The sequence below is a fragment of the Pseudomonas sp. Leaf48 genome, assembly GCF_001421885.1.
In the GTDB taxonomy this organism is placed as follows: domain Bacteria; phylum Pseudomonadota; class Gammaproteobacteria; order Pseudomonadales; family Pseudomonadaceae; genus Aquipseudomonas.
Genome location: NZ_LMLH01000020.1, coordinates 1 through 18,620 on the forward strand (window position 1 = coordinate 1; position 18,620 = coordinate 18,620).

General features: G+C 60.4%; 10 protein-coding genes. 7 read left to right on the top strand and 3 right to left on the bottom strand.

Translation table 11 applies throughout. The features are described from left to right. Positions 1–281 precede the first annotated feature (281 nt). Genes recC through recD form a run of 3 tightly spaced genes read left to right on the top strand, consistent with a single transcriptional unit; the run spans position 282 to position 9,510 of the window. A complete protein-coding gene (recC, locus tag ASE98_RS14115) occupies positions 282–3,731 on the top strand; it encodes an exodeoxyribonuclease V subunit gamma (protein ID WP_060541946.1) in 3,450 nt (1,149 codons plus the stop codon). Continuing rightward, positions 3,731–7,420, top strand: a complete 3,690-nt coding sequence (gene recB / locus ASE98_RS14120) for an exodeoxyribonuclease V subunit beta (RefSeq protein ID WP_060541947.1) — start codon at positions 3,731–3,733, stop codon at positions 7,418–7,420. The genes recC and recB overlap by 1 nt, the downstream gene beginning before the upstream one ends. After that, a complete protein-coding gene (recD, locus tag ASE98_RS14125; RefSeq protein WP_060541948.1) occupies positions 7,417–9,510 on the top strand; it encodes an exodeoxyribonuclease V subunit alpha in 2,094 nt (697 codons plus the stop codon). The genes recB and recD overlap by 4 nt, the downstream gene beginning before the upstream one ends. Before the next feature lie 107 nt (positions 9,511–9,617). Here the strand turns inward: recD and ASE98_RS14130 are convergent, their stop codons facing one another. Together ASE98_RS14130 and ASE98_RS14135 are read right to left on the bottom strand one after the other, a co-directional pair. Beyond that, positions 9,618–12,266: a bifunctional diguanylate cyclase/phosphodiesterase gene (locus tag ASE98_RS14130; RefSeq protein ID WP_060541949.1), complete on the bottom strand. Its 2,649-nt coding sequence runs from the start codon at positions 12,264–12,266 to the stop codon at positions 9,618–9,620. 182 nt (positions 12,267–12,448) lie between these two features. Then, the gene (locus ASE98_RS14135) at positions 12,449–13,396 is read right to left on the bottom strand and encodes a LysR family transcriptional regulator (protein WP_060541950.1); all 948 of its coding nucleotides are present in this window, start codon (positions 13,394–13,396) and stop codon (positions 12,449–12,451) included. Positions 13,397–13,546: 150 nt separating this feature from the next. On the opposite strand from ASE98_RS14135, the gene ASE98_RS14140 reads away from it, so the two are divergent. After that, entirely contained in the window at positions 13,547–15,073 is a 1,527-nt protein-coding gene (locus ASE98_RS14140; protein ID WP_060541951.1) for a CoA-acylating methylmalonate-semialdehyde dehydrogenase, read from the top strand. Positions 15,074–15,083: 10 nt separating this feature from the next. Further along, entirely contained in the window at positions 15,084–15,971 is an 888-nt protein-coding gene (gene mmsB, locus ASE98_RS14145) for a 3-hydroxyisobutyrate dehydrogenase (RefSeq protein WP_060541952.1), read from the top strand. A gap of 170 nt (positions 15,972–16,141) precedes the next feature. Here mmsB and ASE98_RS14150 read toward each other — a convergent pair whose 3' ends face one another. Beyond that, the gene (locus ASE98_RS14150; protein ID WP_060541953.1) at positions 16,142–16,486 is read right to left on the bottom strand and encodes a cupin domain-containing protein; all 345 of its coding nucleotides are present in this window, start codon (positions 16,484–16,486) and stop codon (positions 16,142–16,144) included. A gap of 275 nt (positions 16,487–16,761) precedes the next feature. On the opposite strand from ASE98_RS14150, the gene kynB reads away from it, so the two are divergent. Then, entirely contained in the window at positions 16,762–17,427 is a 666-nt protein-coding gene (gene kynB, locus ASE98_RS14155; protein WP_060541954.1) for an arylformamidase, read from the top strand. Next, positions 17,424–18,278 carry a tryptophan 2,3-dioxygenase gene (gene kynA / locus ASE98_RS14160; protein WP_060541955.1) on the top strand — a complete coding sequence of 285 codons (855 nt, stop codon included), beginning with the start codon at positions 17,424–17,426 and terminating at the stop codon, positions 18,276–18,278. The genes kynB and kynA overlap by 4 nt, the downstream gene beginning before the upstream one ends. The last annotated feature ends 342 nt before the right edge of the window (positions 18,279–18,620 follow it).

The window sequence follows — 18,620 nt, forward strand, 5'->3', positions numbered from 1 at the left end:
ATGGTAGTGTGGGGTTTCCCCATGTGAGAGTAGGTCATCGTCAAGATTAAATTCCGAAACCCCTATCTGCGTATGCAGGTAGGGGTTTTGTTTTTGTGGCGCTTTTCCCTGTAGGAGCGAGCACGCTCGCGAAAAACGCCAGGACACCACGGGGACCCAGACAGCCCACGTAATCGTTGACGTTCTTCGCGAGCATGCTCGCTCCTACATACACACACATGAAGCAAGGCGCCTTCAATGCTAAAGTCGTCCATCGATTGTGCATTTTCCAGGAAGCCTTTATGCCGGATGCGACACCCCTCAGTGCTGGATTCATGGTGGTCCACGGCAACCGCCTGGACGAATTGCGCAGCCTGGTGGTCAGCTGGATGCGCCGCTACCCGCTGGCTCCCCTGGAAAACGAAATCGCCCTGGTGCAGAGCAACGGGATTGCCCAATGGCTGAAACTGGCCTTGGCGGAAGATGCCGAAGAGGACGACATGGGTGGCTGCGGAATCGCTGCGGCCATTGATGTTCAACTCCCCGGCAGTTTCATGTGGCAGCTCTATCGCATGGTCCTTGGGCGTGACGAAATCCCGGCCAAATCCCTGCTCGATAAGGCTCCGCTGACCTGGCGTCTCATGCGCCTGCTTCCACAACTGATCAACCAGCCCCACTTCGAGCCCCTGCAGCGCTTCCTGACCCACGATGCCGACTTGCGCAAACGCTATCAGTTGTCCGAGCGTCTCGCGGACCTGTTCGACCAATATCAGGTGTACCGGGCGGACTGGCTCGAAGACTGGGCAGAAGGTCGCCATCAATTGCGCAACGGTCGCGGCGAAGCCAAAGCCCTTACTCCGGCCAACTGCTGGCAGGCAGAGTTGTGGCGCGCCCTGCTGCTGGATGTGGGGGCAGAAGGCATGGCGCAGAGCCGCGCCGGCGTCCACCAACGGTTTGTCGAACGGATCAACAGCCTCGACGTGGCACCCCATGGATTGCCCTCACGAGTGATCGTTTTCGGCATTTCCTCCCTGCCGGCCCAAGCCCTGGAAGCCCTCGCCGGACTGGCACGATTCAGCCAGGTCCTGCTGTGCGTGCATAACCCATGTCGTCACCATTGGGCGGACATCGTCGCCGATAAAGACCTGTTGCGGCATCAATACAAGCGCCAGGCACGCAAGAGCGGTATGCCGGTGGTGATCGATCCGCAGACCCTTCATCAGCATGCCCATCCGTTGCTGGCAGCATGGGGCAAGCAGGGGCGCGATTACATCAATCTGCTCGACAGCTATGACGATCCCAACAGCTATCGCTCGGCATTTCGTGACGGGCGCATCGATCTGTTCAGCGACAGCCAGCCACTGAGCGTGCTCAACCAGTTGCAGGATGACATCCTCGAGTTGCGGCCGCTCAACGAGACCCGGGAGCGCTGGCCGGCCGTCGATCTGCATCAGGACCCGTCGATCCGTTTTCACATTGCCCATAGCCCTCAGCGCGAAGTCGAGATTCTCCACGACCAACTGCTCGCGCGCTTCAGTGCCGATCCACACTTGCGTCCTCGGGATGTGATCGTGATGGTCCCGGACATCGACAGCTATGCACCGCATATACGTGCGGTGTTTGGCCAGCTCGACCGCCATGACCCGCGTTTCATTCCGTTTACCCTGGCAGACCAGGGCCAGCGAGGTCGCGATCCATTGCTGATTGCGGTCGAGCACCTGCTCAAGTTGCCGGACAGCCGATTCCCGGTCAGCGAGATTCTCGATTTGCTCGACGTGCCAGCATTACGGTCGCGTTTCGGCGTCGAGGAGCGCGACCTGGCGACACTGCACCGCTGGATCGAAGGCGCGGGCATTCGCTGGGGCATGAATGCCGAGCAGCGAGCCGGACTGGGATTGCCCCACGAGCTGGAGCAGAACAGCTGGCGTTTCGGCCTGCGCCGGATGTTGCTCGGCTATGCCGTCGGCAGCGGCGAAGCCTGCGAAGGAATCGAACCCTACGATGAAATCGGTGGCCTGGACGCGGCACTGATCGGCCCCTTGGTGGCCCTGCTGGATGCGCTGGAAGTCGCTCACCAGGAACTCTCCCAACCGGCACCGCCCAAGCAATGGGGCATGCGCTTGCAGGCATTGATGCAACTGTTCTTCCAGGCCAGCAGTGAGCACGACGACTACTTGCTGGCCCAACTTGAAGAGTTGCGCGAAACCTGGCTCGACACCTGTGAATCAGTCGGCTTGCACGACCCGTTGCCATTGACCGTCGTGCGTGAAGCCTGGCTTGCCGGTCTTGACCAGGGCCGCTTGTCCCAGCGCTTTCTCGCCGGCGCAGTCAACTTCTGCACCTTGATGCCCATGCGCGCCATCCCGTTCAAACTGGTTTGCCTGCTGGGCATGAACGACGGCGATTATCCGCGCGCGCAACCACCGCTGGACTTCGACCTGATGGGCAGTGATTACCGCCCCGGCGATCGCTCCCGCCGTGAAGACGACCGTTACCTGCTGTTGGAGGCGGTATTGTCGGCGCGTGATCAGCTCTATATCAGTTGGGTTGGTCGCAGCATCCGTGATAACAGCGAGCGTCCCGCATCGGTACTGATCGGCCAGTTGCGTGACCACCTGGCCAGCGGCTGGCGAATGCCTGATAGCGAAGAAGACTTGCTTGAGGCGATGACCCAGGAGCATCCGCTGCAACCCTTCAGCGCCCGATACTTTCATGAGGGTGATGAGCTGTTCAGCTACGCCAGCGAGTGGCAAGTCCTGCATCAGGCTACGCAGCAACCGGTGCAGATCGAAGTGCTTGAGCCCCATGTTCAGGATGAGCCGCTCAGCCTTGGTCAGCTTCAGGATTTCCTGCGCAATCCGGTGCGGCATTTTTTCAGCCAGCGCCTGAAGGTGTTTTTCGAAGCGGCTGAAGTGCCTTTGGCCGACGAAGAGCCATTTGTCCTCGACGCCTTGCAGCGCTATGGCCTCAGCGCCAGTTTGCTCGACGCAGCCCTGGGCAATATGCAGCAAACCGAGCAGGCACTGAAGGCGCAGGCCAAGCGTCTGCAAAATAGCGGACTGCTGCCCATGGCCGGGTTTGGCGAGTGTCTGCAACAGGAATTGATCGAACCATTACCCGACTTGCTGCAGCGCTATGAACAGCTGCTGACCCTATGGCCAACAGCGCTCACCAGTGCCTTGCCGGTCAGTCTCGAGCTGCAAGGCTTACGCCTTGAGGGCTGGCTCAGCGGTCTGCATCAACGCGATGATGGTGGTTTGCTGTCCATTACTACCATCCCCAACAGTATCGGTTCGATCAAGTCGCGCAAATGGCATCGCCTCACCCGGCCATGGGTCAATCATCTGGCGGCTTGCGCCAGCGGCATGGTGATGACCACGGCCCTGGTGGCCAGTGATGACAGCCTGCTGCTCGGCCCGCTCGAAGAGAGTTCGGCGCGGCGGATTCTCGGTGACCTGCTGCTGGCCTGGCAATCGGGGATGCGCCAGCCGCTGCCGATCGCCGTCAAGACAGCCTTCGCCTGGCTCGGTCAAACCGATCCGCTCAAAGCCGAGGCCGCTGCGCGCAAGGCCTATGAAGGTGATGGGCTGACGACTGACGGAGAGCGTCGCGAAAGCCCGGCACTGCTGCGTCAGTTCACCGATTACGCTGCCTTGACCGCCGATGAGACGTTCTCCGGCTGGTGTGATGCGCTGTACCGCCCGCTGCTTGAAGCCCCATGGCGCTCATTGACCGGCGAGGAGCCGCGCTGATGACTACGAAGACACCTCTGGCGCTGGCATTCCCGCTGCGTGGCAGCCAACTGATCGAGGCCAGTGCCGGTACTGGCAAGACCTTCACCATTTCCGCCTTGTATCTGCGCCTGGTCCTTGGCCATGGCGGCGAGCCCACGGGTTTCGGCCGCGAGTTGTTGCCACCGCAAATCCTCGTCGTGACGTTCACCGACGCCGCCACCAAGGAGTTGCGCGAGCGTATTCGTACGCGGCTGGCTGAGGCTGCGCGATTCTTTCGCGAGGAGACACCGGCACCTGACAGCCTGATCACCGAGTTGCGCGAGCAGTACCTTCCCGAGCAGTGGGCCGGGTGCGCCAATCGGCTGGACATCGCGGCCCAATGGATGGACGAAGCTGCTGTATCAACCATCCACGGTTGGTGCCAGCGTATGTTGCGCGAACACGCATTCGACAGTGGCAGCCTGTTTACCCAGACCCTGGAAACCGACCACAGCGATCTGCTCGGCGAAGTCCTGCGCGATTACTGGCGACTGTTCTGCTACCCGATGCAGGGCGATGCCTTGAGCTGGGTGCGCAACAACTGGGGAGGTCCTGCGGCATTGCTGCCACGGATCCGCGCGCTGTTCGCCAGCGAGCGTGACACGCTTGAGGGCAAAGAACCTGCCGAGCTGATCACCGAGTGTCTGCAGGAGCGCCGCGCCGCGTTGATTGAACTGAAAATGCCCTGGCGGCAGTGGGCTGACGAGTTGCTTGCCATTTGTCATCAGGGCGTCGCCAGCAAGAGCGTCGACGGCCGCAAGATGCAGGCACGTTATTTCGAACCCTGGTTCGAAAAGCTCAAAGCCTGGGCCGAAGACGAAGCCCTTGAACAACTGGACATCGGTACCGGCTTCACGCGCCTGACGCCCGACGGCATGGCCGAAGCCTGGAAAGGCGAAGCCCCTCGCCATCCGGGTCTGGATGCGATGGCTGCACTCAAGGCCTGTCTCGATGGACTGCCGACCCCCGACGCCGCCGTACTGCAGCATGCCGCCCGATGGGTCAGCGGTCGATTCGAGGAGGAGAAACGCCGCCGCGCGGAAATGGGCTTTGACGACATGTTGCTGCGCCTGGACGCAGCCTTGCAGTCCGACGGCGGTGAGCGCCTGGCAACTCTGATTCGCGAACAGTTTCCGGTTGCGCTGATCGATGAATTCCAGGACACCGACCCGGTGCAATACCGGATCTTCGAGAGCATCTACCGGATTGAGGACAACAGCCCGGAATGCGGGCTGTTCCTGATCGGCGACCCGAAACAGGCGATCTACGCCTTCCGTGGCGCCGACATCCATACCTATCTGCGCGCCCGCCAGGCGACCACCGGCCGCCTGCACACCCTGGGCACCAACTTCCGTTCCAGTCATGGCATGGTCAAGGCGGTGAACCATGTGTTCGAGCGTGCTGAAGTTCGTGATCTGGGACGCGGGGCTTTCCTGTTTCGCGAGCGCGATGGCGAGAACCCGGTCCCGTTCACCCCGGTTCAATCCCAGGGCCGCAAAGAAGTCCTGCAAATAAACGATCAAGCAGTACCGGCCCTGAACGTCTGGCACCTGTCGGCCGAGCAACCGTTGTCAGGTGCGGTGTACCGACAACAACTGGCTGCAGCCTGCGCCAGTGAAATCACCGCATTGCTTAACGGCGGTCAGCAGGGGCAAGTGGGCTTCGCCCAGGACGGCAAGGTTTTTCGGGGCCTGCGCCCGGCGGATATCGCGATCCTGGTGCGCGACGGCAAGGAAGCCCAGGCCGTGCGTGCCGAACTCTCCACCCGAGGTGTGCGCAGCGTCTACCTTTCGGACAAGGATTCGGTGTTCGCCGCCCAGGAGGCTCACGACCTGCTGACCTGGCTCAAGGCCTGCGCCGAGCCGGACGTGGAGCGGCCACTGCGGGCTGCGCTGGCCAGCGTCACCTTGAACCTGTCGTTGTCCGAACTGGAACAGTTGAACCAGGACGAACTGGCCTGGGAGTCGCGGGTCATGCAGTTCCGCGGCTATCGCGAGCTGTGGCGCAAACAGGGCGTGTTGCCGATGCTGCGCCGCTTGCTGCATGACTTCTGTCTGCCTCAGGCGCTGATCGCCCGCCATGACGGCGAGCGGGTGCTGACGAACCTGCTGCACCTGTCCGAACTGCTGCAGCAGGCCGCCGCCGAGCTGGATGGCGAGCAGGCCCTGATCCGCCATCTGTCCGAACATCTGGCACTGTCCGGGCAGGCAGGCGAAGAACAGATCCTGCGTCTGGAAAGCGACGAACAACTGGTCAAGGTCGTGACCATCCACAAGTCCAAAGGGCTTGAGTACCCCCTGGTATTCCTGCCGTTCATTTGCTCGGCGAAACCGGTGGACGGCAGCCGGCTGCCGTTGCATTACCACGATGCCGACGGCAAGGCCCAGGTGACGTTGAAGCCGACGGCGGAGTTGATTGCCCTGGCCGATGAAGAGCGACTGGCCGAAGATCTGCGCCTGCTGTATGTCGCCCTGACCCGGGCGCAACATGCCTGTTGGTTAGGCGTGACCGACCTCAAGCGTGGCAATAACAATGGCTCGGTGCTGCACCTCTCGGCACTGGGTTATCTGCTCGGTGGCGGCGCACCATTGGCCGAATCCACAGGCCTGCGGCGCTGGCTGCAAGACCTGCAACAAGACTGTCCGGCAGTGGCTTGCAGCGAGATGCCCGAAGCGACGGGCGCGCAGTACCAGCCACCGCAAAACGCTGCTGCATTGCTGGCTGTGCGGGTGCCAAAACGCAAGGCCAGCGAAAACTGGTGGATTGCCTCGTACAGCGCTTTGCGCATCGGCGACACCCTTGGCGTCGGCAGTGACGAAGCGCCCGAGAGCCCCCGGGCGCAGAAGCTGTTCGATGATGAACGCCTCGACCCGCAGGCGCGCAACGAAGTACTCGCCGGCGGTGCGGATATCCATCGATTCCCTCGTGGCCCAAACCCCGGGACCTTTCTCCATGGCTTGCTCGAGTGGGCCGGGGGCGAGGGGTTCAACGCCACGCCGCAAGAGGTGGAAGACGCTATCGCCCGGCGTTGTAACCGTCGTGGCTGGGAGGGCTGGATCAGCACGCTGAGCGAGTGGCTGCAGCATCTGCTCAAGTCGCCGTTGCATGTCGGTGGTGGTCAGCCAGCCGTGACGCTGGCGCAATTGAGCCAGTACCAGGTGGAGATGGAATTCTGGTTCGCCAGCCACAAGGTCGATGTGCTCAAGCTCGACGCGCTGGTGTGCCAATACACCCATGGTGGCGTCGCCCGGGTGGCCGCTGAACCGGTGTTGCTCAACGGCATGTTCAAGGGTTTTATCGACCTGACGTTCGAGCACGACGGCCGCTATTACGTGGCTGACTACAAATCCAACTGGCTCGGTGTCGATGATGCCGCCTATACCGCACAGGCCATGGAACAGTCGATCCTCGACAACCGATATGACCTGCAATACGTGTTGTACCTGTTGGCCCTGCATCGCCAGCTCAAGGCGCGTCTGGCCGATTACGACTACGACAGGCATGTCGGCGGTGCGTTGTACCTGTTCCTGCGGGGTACGCGCGCACCGGGCCAGGGCGTGTATTTTGCCCGCCCGCCAAGAGAACTGATCGAGCACCTGGACCGGCTGTTCCAGGGCAAGCCGCAACCCAAGGCGGAACCTGCCTGGGAACAGGGAGTACTGCTATGAGTCGCTCATTCGCCGATTTGCTGCCGACGTCGCTGGCAGACGAAAGCCTGGCCGACCTCGCGCCCTTGAGCCGCGCCGACGACCTGCTGCTGTTGCTCACCCGTTGGGTTGAACGTGGCTGGTTGCGTGCACTGGACAAAGCCTTCGTGGCCTTCCTGCATGAACTGGCACCGGAGGATGATCCGCTGGTGCTGCTGGCCGCTGCGCTGACCAGTCATCAGTTGGGTCATGGGCATGTCTGCCTGGACCTGTTCGAGACGCTCAAAGAGCCGGACTTCGCCCTGTCGCTGCCACCGGAGGGCGACCTGCAAGGCGGTGCGATGCTGTTGCCTTCGCAATTGCTCGAAACCCTGGACGGCGCCCATTGGTGCAAGGTCCTGGCGGCCAGTGACCTGGTCGCTTTGGCGGCAGACAGTCGGGACGCCGTGCAGCAACGGCCATTGGTGTTGTCGGGAAAACGTTTGTACCTGCGGCGCTATTGGGCGTATGAGCGACGGATCGATGTCTCGCTGCGCGAACGCCTGAGCGGGCACGAAGAGACGCCGAACGACTTGCCCCAACGCCTTGCGGGCCTGTTCGGCCCGGCCCGGCCAGGTGAGGTAATCGATTGGCAGAAACTCGCCTGCGCCCTCGCCACCCGCAGCGCCTTCAGCATCGTCACCGGCGGCCCGGGAACCGGCAAGACCACGACAGTGGTGCGCTTGCTGGCACTGCTTCAGGCGCCGGCGGTGGAGGCCGGCAAGCCCTTGCGCATTCGTCTCGCCGCGCCCACCGGCAAGGCGGCGGCGCGGCTGACGGAGTCCATCAGTCAGCAAGTCCAGAGCTTGAAAGTCACCGAAGAAATACGCGAAAAAATCCCGTCGGACGTCACCACGGTCCACCGCCTGCTCGGCAGTCGACCGGGTACTCGACACTTCCGCCATCACGCGGGCAATCGTTTGCCACTGGATGTACTGGTGGTGGACGAGGCCTCGATGATCGACCTGGAAATGATGGCCAACCTGCTCGATGCCTTGCCGGCCCATGCGCGCCTGGTGCTGCTGGGTGACAAGGATCAACTGGCATCGGTGGAGGCGGGTGCGGTGCTGGGAGATCTGTGTCGAGACGCCGAGGCCGGTTGGTACAGCCCGCAGACTCGTCAGTGGCTGGAGGCTGTCAGCGGTGAAAGCCTGCAAGCCAGTGGCTTGCAGGAGGACAACCAAGGCACTCATCCATTGGCCCAGCAGGTGGTCATGTTGCGTCATTCGCGGCGATTCGGCGAGGGCAGCGGTATCGGCCAACTGGCCCGCTGGGTCAACCAGCAGCAGCCCGAAGAAGCCCGCAAGTTGCTCGCTGCGCGCAGCCACGACGACGTGTATTCGTTATTCCTCAAGGGCGAACAGGATCGGGCGCTGGAGCGCCTGTTGCTCGAAGGCCATGGTGAAGGGCCGCAAGGTTATCGGCACTATCTGAGCCTGCTGCGCAATCAGCGCCCGGCGCTCGACAGCCCGCTGGAAGACGCGCGCTGGACCGACTGGGCCCGGGAAGTACTGCAAGCCTTCGACAGCTTCCAGTTGCTCTGTGCCGTGCGCAAGGGACCCTGGGGCGTCGAGGGGCTGAACCAGCGAGTGACCGGGGCATTGCTCAAGGCGCGATTGATCGACAGTGACCAGCAATGGTACGAAGGCCGCCCGGTTCTGATGACCCGCAACGACTACGGCCTGGGCTTGATGAACGGGGATATCGGCATCGCCCTCAAACTTCCGGAGCGTGATGGCCCCGAGGCCGGCAAGCTGGTCCTGCGAGTTGCCTTCCCGCGCAATGACGGCCAGGGCGGGGTGCGCTTTGTCCTGCCGAGCCGGCTCAATGATGTCGAAACTGTGTACGCCATGACCGTGCACAAATCCCAGGGCTCGGAATTTGCCCACACCGCGTTGATCCTCCCCGATGCCCTGAACCCGGTGCTGACCAAGGAGCTGATCTACACCGGAATCACCCGGGCCAAGAACTGGTTCACCTTGATCGAACCGCGCACAGGGGTGTTCGAAGAGGCGGTGAGGCGCAAGGTCAAGCGCTTGAGCGGGTTGATGCTGGAGCTGGGCGCCGACTGATCGGCGAACAGCATCTCCAGGCTGCCATTGACTCCAAAGGGTGGATTGCGAGCGATAGAGAGCGGCCTGTGTAGCCGCTCCAGACTTGATGAAGGACTATGGGAGCCTCACAGGCTCCGATTTCCCGAATGGTCCAGGAGGGCAAGGCCAACCCCACCTTCGATGTAATCCTCTAATGCATCTATGCCCATGGGGCGACCAAAAAAATACCCCTGATAGTTACGGCAACCCAAAGCCGCCAGCATGTCACGCTGCGCTTGCGTTTCAACACCCTCAGCGATGACCGACAAGTTCATGCTGTTTGCCAATGCGACCACCGTTTTGGCGATTGCCGCATCGTTGGGGTCCACCAGGATATCGCGAACAAATCCCTGATCGATCTTGAGCTGGTCCAGCGGTAGTCGCTTCAAATACGACAGGGAGGAATAACCGGTGCCAAAGTCGTCCAGCGAAAAGCCAACGCCGATGGTTTTCAACGCATTCATCTTGGCAATCACATCCTCCACGTTGGAGGCCAGCATGCTTTCAGTAATTTCCAGTTTGAGGCGATGAGGATTGGCACTGTAGCGCTTGAGTACAGACCGTATTTCTTCGACAAAGCCATCCTGATTGAACTGCCGGGTACTGACGTTGACGGCGATGCTCAGGTGCGAGAACCCGGTTCGATTCGCCCATACGGCCAACTGGTGACAGGCCATTTCCAATACCTGCTGTCCTAGCGGAAAAATCAAGCCAGACGCCTCTGCCAGTTGAATGAACGCTGCGGGAAAGATCAGGCCACCGCGCGGGTCTTTCCAGCGCACTAACGCTTCCACGCCTGTAACGCGACCTTCTTCCGTGACCTGCGGCTGATAGTGCAAAACGATTCGGCGTTGCTTGATGGCCTCGCGCAAACCTTCCTCCATTGCGATTCGAGCGCTGACGTCCGCCTGCATCTGGGGGTCGAAAAAGCGTATGACGTTGCGTCCGCAGGCTTTGGCCTGGTACATGGCCAACTCGGCGCGTTTCAAGGGCTCGCTTGCATCCTCAGTCTGCTCGCCAAACAGCGTAATGCCTATGCTGCAGGTTCGATGCAGGGTGGACGAATACAGTTCATAAGGCTGCGCGAGTTCGCGCAGGGTTTTTTCGCCAACGGTTTCAGCATGGCTCGCTGCCTCTTGGGGATTGGTGCTCAGGCTTTCCAGAATGAGAGCGAATTTGTCGCCTCCCAAGCGAGCGACGGTGTCACCCTCCTGCACACACCGCCTCAATCGCTGGGCGATTTCATTCAGAAACAGGTCACCTCGGCCGTGCCCCAGGGTTTCGTTGATGGATTTGAAGTCATCGAGGTCGACAAATATCAATGCGCCCACCCATTGATGGCGAGCACTCGAAATCAATGCTTGCTCCAGGCGATCCATAAAAAGTCTGCGATTGGGCAACCCCGTGAGCTGGTCAGAGAACGACAGTCTCTGGATCTGCTGCTCGTCAGCCTTTCGATCGCTAATGTCCCGGACGATCGCCTGAATGCACAAAGTGTCATTCAGGGTAATCACGTGCGCCGAAACCAGACCGGGCCACGTTCGGCCGTCCTTGCTTACAAACTCAGCTTCACGATCAATGAAGTATCCGTTTTGCTGCAAGATACGAACCGATGTACGACGCTCCTCCGGATAGCGCCAGATGTCGATATCAAAAACCGTTTTGCCAACAGTATCTTCCCGTGTCCAGCCAAATACGGGCGTAAATCCGTCATTGACCTCAAGAAGTCGCCCATCCTCAAGACGGGTGATGACCTGGCTGTCCGGGCTGGTGCGGAACACGGTACGAAAGAGCTCCATTTTTTTCGCCTTGCGCGATTCAGTCTCACGCCTGTAGCTGGTGCGCGTGTAAACAAGAATCGCCAAGGTAAAAATGACCACCAGTAAAAGTGTTCTGAAAACTTCCTTTCGCCAGGGAGCAAGAAAGTCGTGGGTGCTTTTTGCGACGAAGATATAGAGAGGGTAATTGGCAATTTTTCGATAGCTGTAGATTCGCTCGATGCCGTCCACTGGAGCAACGGCGGTGTAGCTCCCTGAATTTGGGAACGCTCGAAGCATTTCTGTGGCTTTGGCTGAAACCAGTCTGGCGCCAACGGCCCCGCTTTCATTCTCTGCTTTTGGATGCCGGACTATGAGCGCCATCTGATCATCGCGAAGAGCAATGATCCCTTGTTTTCCAACATCAAAAGAGGAAAACATGGCGGTGAAATACTCCATCATGCGCAACGAGCCCAGCGCTACACCTGCAAAGGAGCCATCAGGGTGGTTGATGCGTCTGGACAGGAGGACCGACCAGGCTTTTGTGCTGCGTCCGATCACCGGCTTGGATACGACCATTCCGAGCTGCGAGTTCTCTTGCAGGCGCTGGAAATACTCTCTATCGGTTATGTTCGTTATTTTGCCGGGGGTCATTACTGTGCCCCAGGGGATATCACCTTTCTCATCCGACACCCACAGTCCTTCGCAATCGCGAATCTGCGCCTGTTGCTGTGTCAGATACCCGTCCAGCAACGCACCATTAACCCCTCCCGCAGCCATTTGCTGTTCTACTTCGCTGGCGACAGCAAGCAGGCCGATATCAACTTTATCAAGGATGCCGGAGACGTTGATCGCCAGGGATCGCGCCAGATTCTCCGTTGTGATGACCGCTTGAAGCTCATGCTGTTGTTTGCTCTGGTAGAGCGCCAGCCCTGCCAGCGCATAGACAAACAAAATGATGGCAACAATGCCTGCCATAAGGCGGACCGCCAAGGAATGTGATCGCCACTGCATGAGGGAGTCTCGACAAATCAATTGAGGGGCGTAGCGGGGCAAGTCATAGGTTAGCCGGTCAGAAAAAACGTGCCTTAGAAAATTTAACTATCTAGATAATTTGTGTGGTGGCGCGCAAAACTGATGTTTTCCCTCATGAAATTCCGTCAGTCGGCAAACAGCATCTCCCGGCTCTCACCCATCAACAGGCCCTGGTTCTGCTCAGTGACCGCGCGGATGTAGTCCCACAACAGGGTGATCCGCTTGAGCTTTCTCAGGTCCTCGCGGCAGTACATCCAGAACTGCCGTGTGATGTTGACGTCCTGTGGCAGTACCGGCAGCAAACGCGGGTCCTGAGCCGCCAGGAAGCACGGCAGAATCGCCAGCGAGCGCCCCTGCTGGGCCGCGATGAACTGCGCGATCACGCTGGTGCTGCGCAGGTTGGCGCTGGCGCCGGGCAATACGTTGGCCAGGTACAGCAGCTCCGAGCTGAACGCCAGGTCGTCGACATAACTGATGAACGAATGCTTGGCCAGATCTGCCGGGCGGCGGATCGCCGGGTGTTTGTCGAGGTATTCCTGGGTCGCGTACAGCTGCAACCGGTAGTCGCAGAGTTTGCAGCACACGTACGGACCATGCTCCGGGCGTTCCAGGGCGATGACAATGTCGGCTTCGCGCTTGGACAGGCTGATGAAGTGCGGCAGCGGCAGGATATCCACCGAGATCGCCGGGTAGGTGTCGACGAAGTGGCTCAGCTGCGGGGTGATGAAAAAGCTGCCGAAGCCTTCGGTGCAGCCCATGCGCACATGACCGGACAGCGCCACACCGGACCCCGACACCTGCTCGCACGCCATGTGCAAGGTGCTTTCAATCGACTCGGCATAACCCATCAGGCGCTGGCCTTCTGCGGTCAGGACGAAACCGCTGGTCCGGGATTTCTCGAACAGCAAAGTGCCCAGCGCCGCTTCCAGGGAACTGATGCGCCGCGACACGGTGGTGTAATCCACCGCCAGGCGCTTGGCCGCGGTGCTGGCCTTGCGGGTGCGGGCAACCTCAAGGAAAAACTTGAGGTCGTCCCAGTTCAGTGAGCCTAACGAGGTGATGTTTTTTTGCATGTTGGACCGGTTTTTATGTGCGTTCTTATTAGAAGTTTGCACATCTATACTCCAAAAACAGCCCGACAACCAATTCGCGGCACACGCCTCATCGCAGGGCGACCTTTTCGCCCTGGCTCCTGAAACAAGAACAAGCATCCGGAGACCCACATGAACGCATCGCTCACGCCCAACGACACCACCGTACACAAGGTCAAACTGCTGATCGACGGTGAGTGGGTCGAATCTCAAAGCACTGAATGGCACGACATCGTCAACCCGGCGACCCAGCAAGTGCTGGCAAAAGTACCGTTCGCTACCGCAGAAGAAGTCGACGCGGCCATCAGCGCCGCCCACCGCGCCTTCCAGACCTGGAAGCTGACGCCGATCGGCGCACGGATGCGCATCATGCTCAAACTCCAGGCGCTGATTCGTGAACACTCCAAGCGTATCGCCGTGGTCCTGAGCGCCGAGCAGGGCAAAACCATTGCCGACGCCGAGGGCGACATTTTCCGTGGCCTGGAAGTGGTTGAGCACGCCTGCTCCATCGGCAGCCTGCAAATGGGCGAGTTCGCCGAGAACGTCGCTGGCGGCGTCGACACTTACACCCTGCGCCAGCCGATCGGTGTGTGTGCCGGCATTACCCCGTTCAACTTCCCGGCGATGATTCCGCTGTGGATGTTCCCGATGGCCATCGCCTGCGGCAACACCTTCGTGCTCAAACCGTCCGAACAGGATCCGATGTCGACCATGCTCCTGGTGGAACTGGCCATCGAAGCCGGTGTTCCAGCCGGTGTTCTGAACGTCGTGCATGGTGGCAAGGATGTGGTGGACGCACTCTGCACCCACAAAGACATCAAGGCTGTTTCTTTCGTCGGTTCGACTGCGGTCGGTACGCACGTCTACGACCTGGCCGGCAAGCACGGCAAGCGTGTGCAATCGATGATGGGCGCCAAGAACCACGCCGTGGTGCTGGCGGATGCCAATCGCGAACAAGCGCTGAACGCGCTGGTGGGTGCCGGTTTCGGCGCAGCGGGTCAGCGCTGCATGGCGACCTCCGTGGTGGTGTTGGTCGGCGCGGCCAAGCAATGGCTGCCAGACCTCAAGGCGCTGGCGCAGAAACTCACGGTGAATGCTGGCAGCGAGCCGGGCACCGATGTCGGGCCGGTCATCTCGAAGAAAGCCAAACAGCGGATTCTTGATCTGATCGAAAGTGGCATCAAGGAAGGTGCGAAACTGGAGCTGGATGGCCGCGACATCACGGTGCCAGGTTACGAGAAAGGCAACTTTGTCGGCCCGACCCTGTTCTCCGGCGTGACCACCGACATGCAGATCTACACCCAGGAAATCTTCGGCCCTGTGCTGGTGGTGCTGGAGGTCGATACCCTCGACCAGGCCATTGCCCTGGTCAACGCCAACCCGTTTGGCAACGGCACCGGCCTGTTCACCCAAAGCGGCGCGGCGGCGCGCAAGTTCCAGAGCGAAATCGATGTCGGCCAGGTCGGCATCAACATCCCGATTCCGGTGCCGGTGCCGTTCTTCAGCTTCACCGGTTCCCGTGGTTCCAAGCTCGGCGACCTCGGCCCGTATGGCAAGCAAGTGGTGCAGTTCTACACTCAGACCAAGACCGTCACCAGCCGCTGGTTCGATGACGACAGCGTCAATGACGGTGTGAACACCACCATCAACCTGCGATAAGGAGCCGGACATGAAAATCGCATTTATCGGTCTCGGCAACATGGGCGCGCCGATGGCGCGCAACCTGATCAAGGCCGGTCATTCGTTGAATCTGGTCGACCTGAACAAAACCGTGCTGGCGGAACTTGAGCAACTGGGTGGCCGCATCGGCGCATCGGCCCGGGAAGCGGCCGAGGGCGCGGAACTGGTGATCACCATGTTGCCCGCTGCCGTGCATGTGCGCAGCGTCTGGCTCGGCGAAGACGGCGTACTGGCCGGTATTGGCAAAGGCGTACCGGCGGTTGATTGCAGCACCATCGATCCGCAGACTGCCCGTGATGTGGCGGCTGCGGCTGCCAAACAGGGCGTGGCCATGGCCGATGCGCCGGTCTCCGGTGGCACTGGCGGTGCAGCTGCCGGCACCCTGACCTTCATGGTCGGCGCCACCGCAGAACTGTTCGCCACCCTGCAACCGGTACTGGCGCAGATGGGCCGCAATATCGTGCACTGCGGCGAAGTCGGCACCGGGCAAATCGCCAAGATCTGCAACAACCTGCTGCTGGGTATTTCCATGGTCGGCGTCAGCGAAGCCATGGCATTGGGTGATGCGCTGGGCATCGACACCAAGGTGCTGGCCGGGATCATCAACAGCTCCACCGGACGTTGCTGGAGTTCCGAGATGTACAACCCGTGGCCGGGCATCGTCGAAACGGCACCAGCCTCGCGCGGCTACACCGGCGGCTTCGGTGCCGAACTGATGCTCAAGGACCTGGGGCTGGCCACCGAAGCGGCACGCCAGGCGCACCAGCCGGTGGTACTCGGCGCGGTGGCTCAGCAGTTGTATCAGGCGATGAGTTTGCGTGGGGAAGGGGGGGATGACTTCTCGGCGATCATCAACAGCTATCGCAAACCGCAATAATCGCGCGGAAAACCTGTGGGAGCGAGCCTGCTCGCGATAGCGGTAGGTCAGTCACCGTTGATGTTGAATGTGCTGGCCTCATCGCGAGCAGGCTCGCTCCCGCAGGGGGGTAGCATGTACCCACAGATATTTACCGGGAAATCACATGAAGTGATCTCCCGGTTTTTTTGTCAGGCAAACACGAAATACTTACGCACGGTTTCCACCACTTCCCAAGTGCCTTTCATCCCAGGTTCAACGACGAAAATATCGCCGGCGCGCAGATGAATCGGCGCCATCCCTTGCGGGGTGATGATGCAGTAGCCTTCCTGGAAATGGCAGTACTCCCACTTCACGTATTCCACGTACCACTTGCCCGGCGTGCAAATCCAGGTGCCCATGATCTTGCTGCCGTCTTCGCTGGTGTAGGCGTTGAGGTTGACGGTGTGCGGGTCGCCTTCGAGTCTTTCCCACTTGCAGGCGTCGAGAACGGGCAGCGGGTGGGTGTCGCGAAGAACGGTGATGGGTGCGGACATGATGACTCCGGGCGTCAGGGAGAACCGAAGTTGCACCCTATAGGGCCTGTGGCGGCATCAGTTGTCTGTATTCGACATCGGGGTATCCAGAAACGCAGCCGCCATCACTCGCTCGATGCCGGGTACCGGCTGTGGCCTCATTGAAATTTCCACTCGATAAACCGCCGGTATCTGGCAGTTCGTGCGAAAGCTCCGGGCTTTTCCGAGCGTTTTTGCAAGAACATGCACAGGTATCGCTCGTATCATTCACATCGGAAAAGGCCGAGAGCTGTGCAATGAAAAAAACAATGTCGTGGTGGGACATCAGCCCGCCCTTGAGTACCGCAACACCGACCTGGCCGGGAGATACACCGTTTCAGGAAGAACGCGTCTGGACGCTGGGGCCTGAGTGCCCGGTGAATGTCGGGCGCATCACGCTGTCGCCGCACACTGGCGCCCATGTCGACGCACCGTTGCACTACAGCGCAGACGGCGCGGCCATTGGCGAAGTGTCGCTCGATGTCTATATCGGGCCTTGCCGGGTGCTGCATTGCCTGGACAGCGATGGGCTGGTGCAACCCGGGCAACTGCAAGGTCGCTTGGCCAACCTGCCCGAACGTGTCCTGCTACGTACCTATCAACAGGCGCCGCTGACCGCCTGGGACCCCGAATTCACAGCGGTCGGCAAAGACACCGTCGACCTGCTCGCCAGTCTCGGCGTGCGCCTGATCGGTATCGACACGCCGTCGCTGGACCCGCAGCAATCCAAGACCATGGATGCGCACAACGCGGTGGCACGCCACGGTATGGCCATTCTCGAGGGCATCGTGCTCGATGACGTCCCGGAGGGGGACTACGAGTTGATCGCGCTGCCGCTGCGCTTTGCCAACCTCGACGCCAGCCCGGTCAGGGCTATCTTGCGTCCACTGAATTCATCGCCACATGAGGAGCCTGCTCAATGAGCCAATGTCCGTATTCGCCTGGCAATCAAACAGCGGAGTGGCATAACGCCGAGCTGAATTTTGCCGACTCCATGAGCTACGGCGACTATCTGGACCTGGGGCGTATTCTCAGTGCCCAGCACCCGTTGTCGCCGGACCACAACGAGATGCTGTTCATCATCCAGCACCAGACCTCCGAGCTGTGGATGAAGCTGATGCTGCACGAGCTCAAGGCCGCCCGCGAACACGTTCGGCTGGGTGAGTTGGCGCCGGCCTTCAAGATGCTGGCGCGGGTCTCGCGGATCTTCGATCAGCTGGTGCATGCGTGGACGGTGCTGGCCACCATGACGCCCACCGAGTATCACTCGATCAGGCCTTTCCTGGGGCAATCGTCGGGCTTCCAGTCGTTCCAGTACCGGGAAATCGAGTTCATCCTCGGCAACAAGAGCGCGACGCTGTTGCGCCCCCACGCCCATCGGCCGGAGCTGTTGCAGGAACTGGAAAAAGCCATCGCCACCCCTTCGTTGTATGACGAAGCCATACGCTTGATGGCCAACGCCGGACTGGCGATCGACCCGCAGCGTTTCGAGCGTGATCCGAGCGCCCCGACGCAGCATGACGCCTCGGTCGAGGCGGCCTGGCGCGTGGTCTACAAGGATCCGACGCGTTATTGGGATCTCTACCAACTGGCCGAGAAGTTCATCGATCTCGAAGACTCGTTCCGCCAGTGGCGCTTCCGCCACGTCACCACGGTCGAGCGGATCATCGGCTTCCAGCCTGGCACTGGCGGCACTGAAGGGGTGGGTTATCTGCGCAAGATGCTCGATACCGTACTGTTCCCGGAGTTGTGGCGGGTGCGTTCGACACTTTGATCCAGCAAGCATAAAAAAGCCCCGGAATGCCGTAATGCTGTTCACTTTAGGTTGGAGGGCTCCAGGTGGATATTTGGATTAGGTGTATATCCATTCCTGCGGTAACGGCCACCTATGGTTTCGCTCTTNCGTAATGCTGTTCACTTTAGGTTGGAGGGCTCCAGGTGGATATTTGGATTAGGTGTATATCCATTCCTGCGGTAACGGCCACCTATGGTTTCGCTCTTACAGCGAGTCACTTGGAAAAGCCCCAAGTAACCAAGGGCTCTTGCCCCTGACGTTCGGTGCCTCGCTGTGGCTCGGCATGCCCTCGCTCCGGTCCTGCTCCGTGGGCCCGCCGCG

Bases quoted from the DNA above. Each gene is read 5' to 3' on its own strand.
- recC (WP_060541946.1), top strand. From the start codon at position 282: ATGCCGGATGCGACACCCCTCAGTGCTGGATTCATGGTGGTCCACGGC.
- recB (WP_060541947.1), top strand. From the start codon at position 3,731: ATGACTACGAAGACACCTCTGGCGCTGGCATTCCCGCTGCGTGGCAGC.
- recD (WP_060541948.1), top strand. From the start codon at position 7,417: ATGAGTCGCTCATTCGCCGATTTGCTGCCGACGTCGCTGGCAGACGAA.
- ASE98_RS14130 (WP_060541949.1), bottom strand. From the start codon at position 12,266: ATGGCAGGCATTGTTGCCATCATTTTGTTTGTCTATGCGCTGGCAGGG.
- ASE98_RS14135 (WP_060541950.1), bottom strand. From the start codon at position 13,396: ATGCAAAAAAACATCACCTCGTTAGGCTCACTGAACTGGGACGACCTC.
- ASE98_RS14140 (WP_060541951.1), top strand. From the start codon at position 13,547: ATGAACGCATCGCTCACGCCCAACGACACCACCGTACACAAGGTCAAA.
- mmsB (WP_060541952.1), top strand. From the start codon at position 15,084: ATGAAAATCGCATTTATCGGTCTCGGCAACATGGGCGCGCCGATGGCG.
- ASE98_RS14150 (WP_060541953.1), bottom strand. From the start codon at position 16,486: ATGTCCGCACCCATCACCGTTCTTCGCGACACCCACCCGCTGCCCGTT.
- kynB (WP_060541954.1), top strand. From the start codon at position 16,762: ATGAAAAAAACAATGTCGTGGTGGGACATCAGCCCGCCCTTGAGTACC.
- kynA (WP_060541955.1), top strand. From the start codon at position 17,424: ATGAGCCAATGTCCGTATTCGCCTGGCAATCAAACAGCGGAGTGGCAT.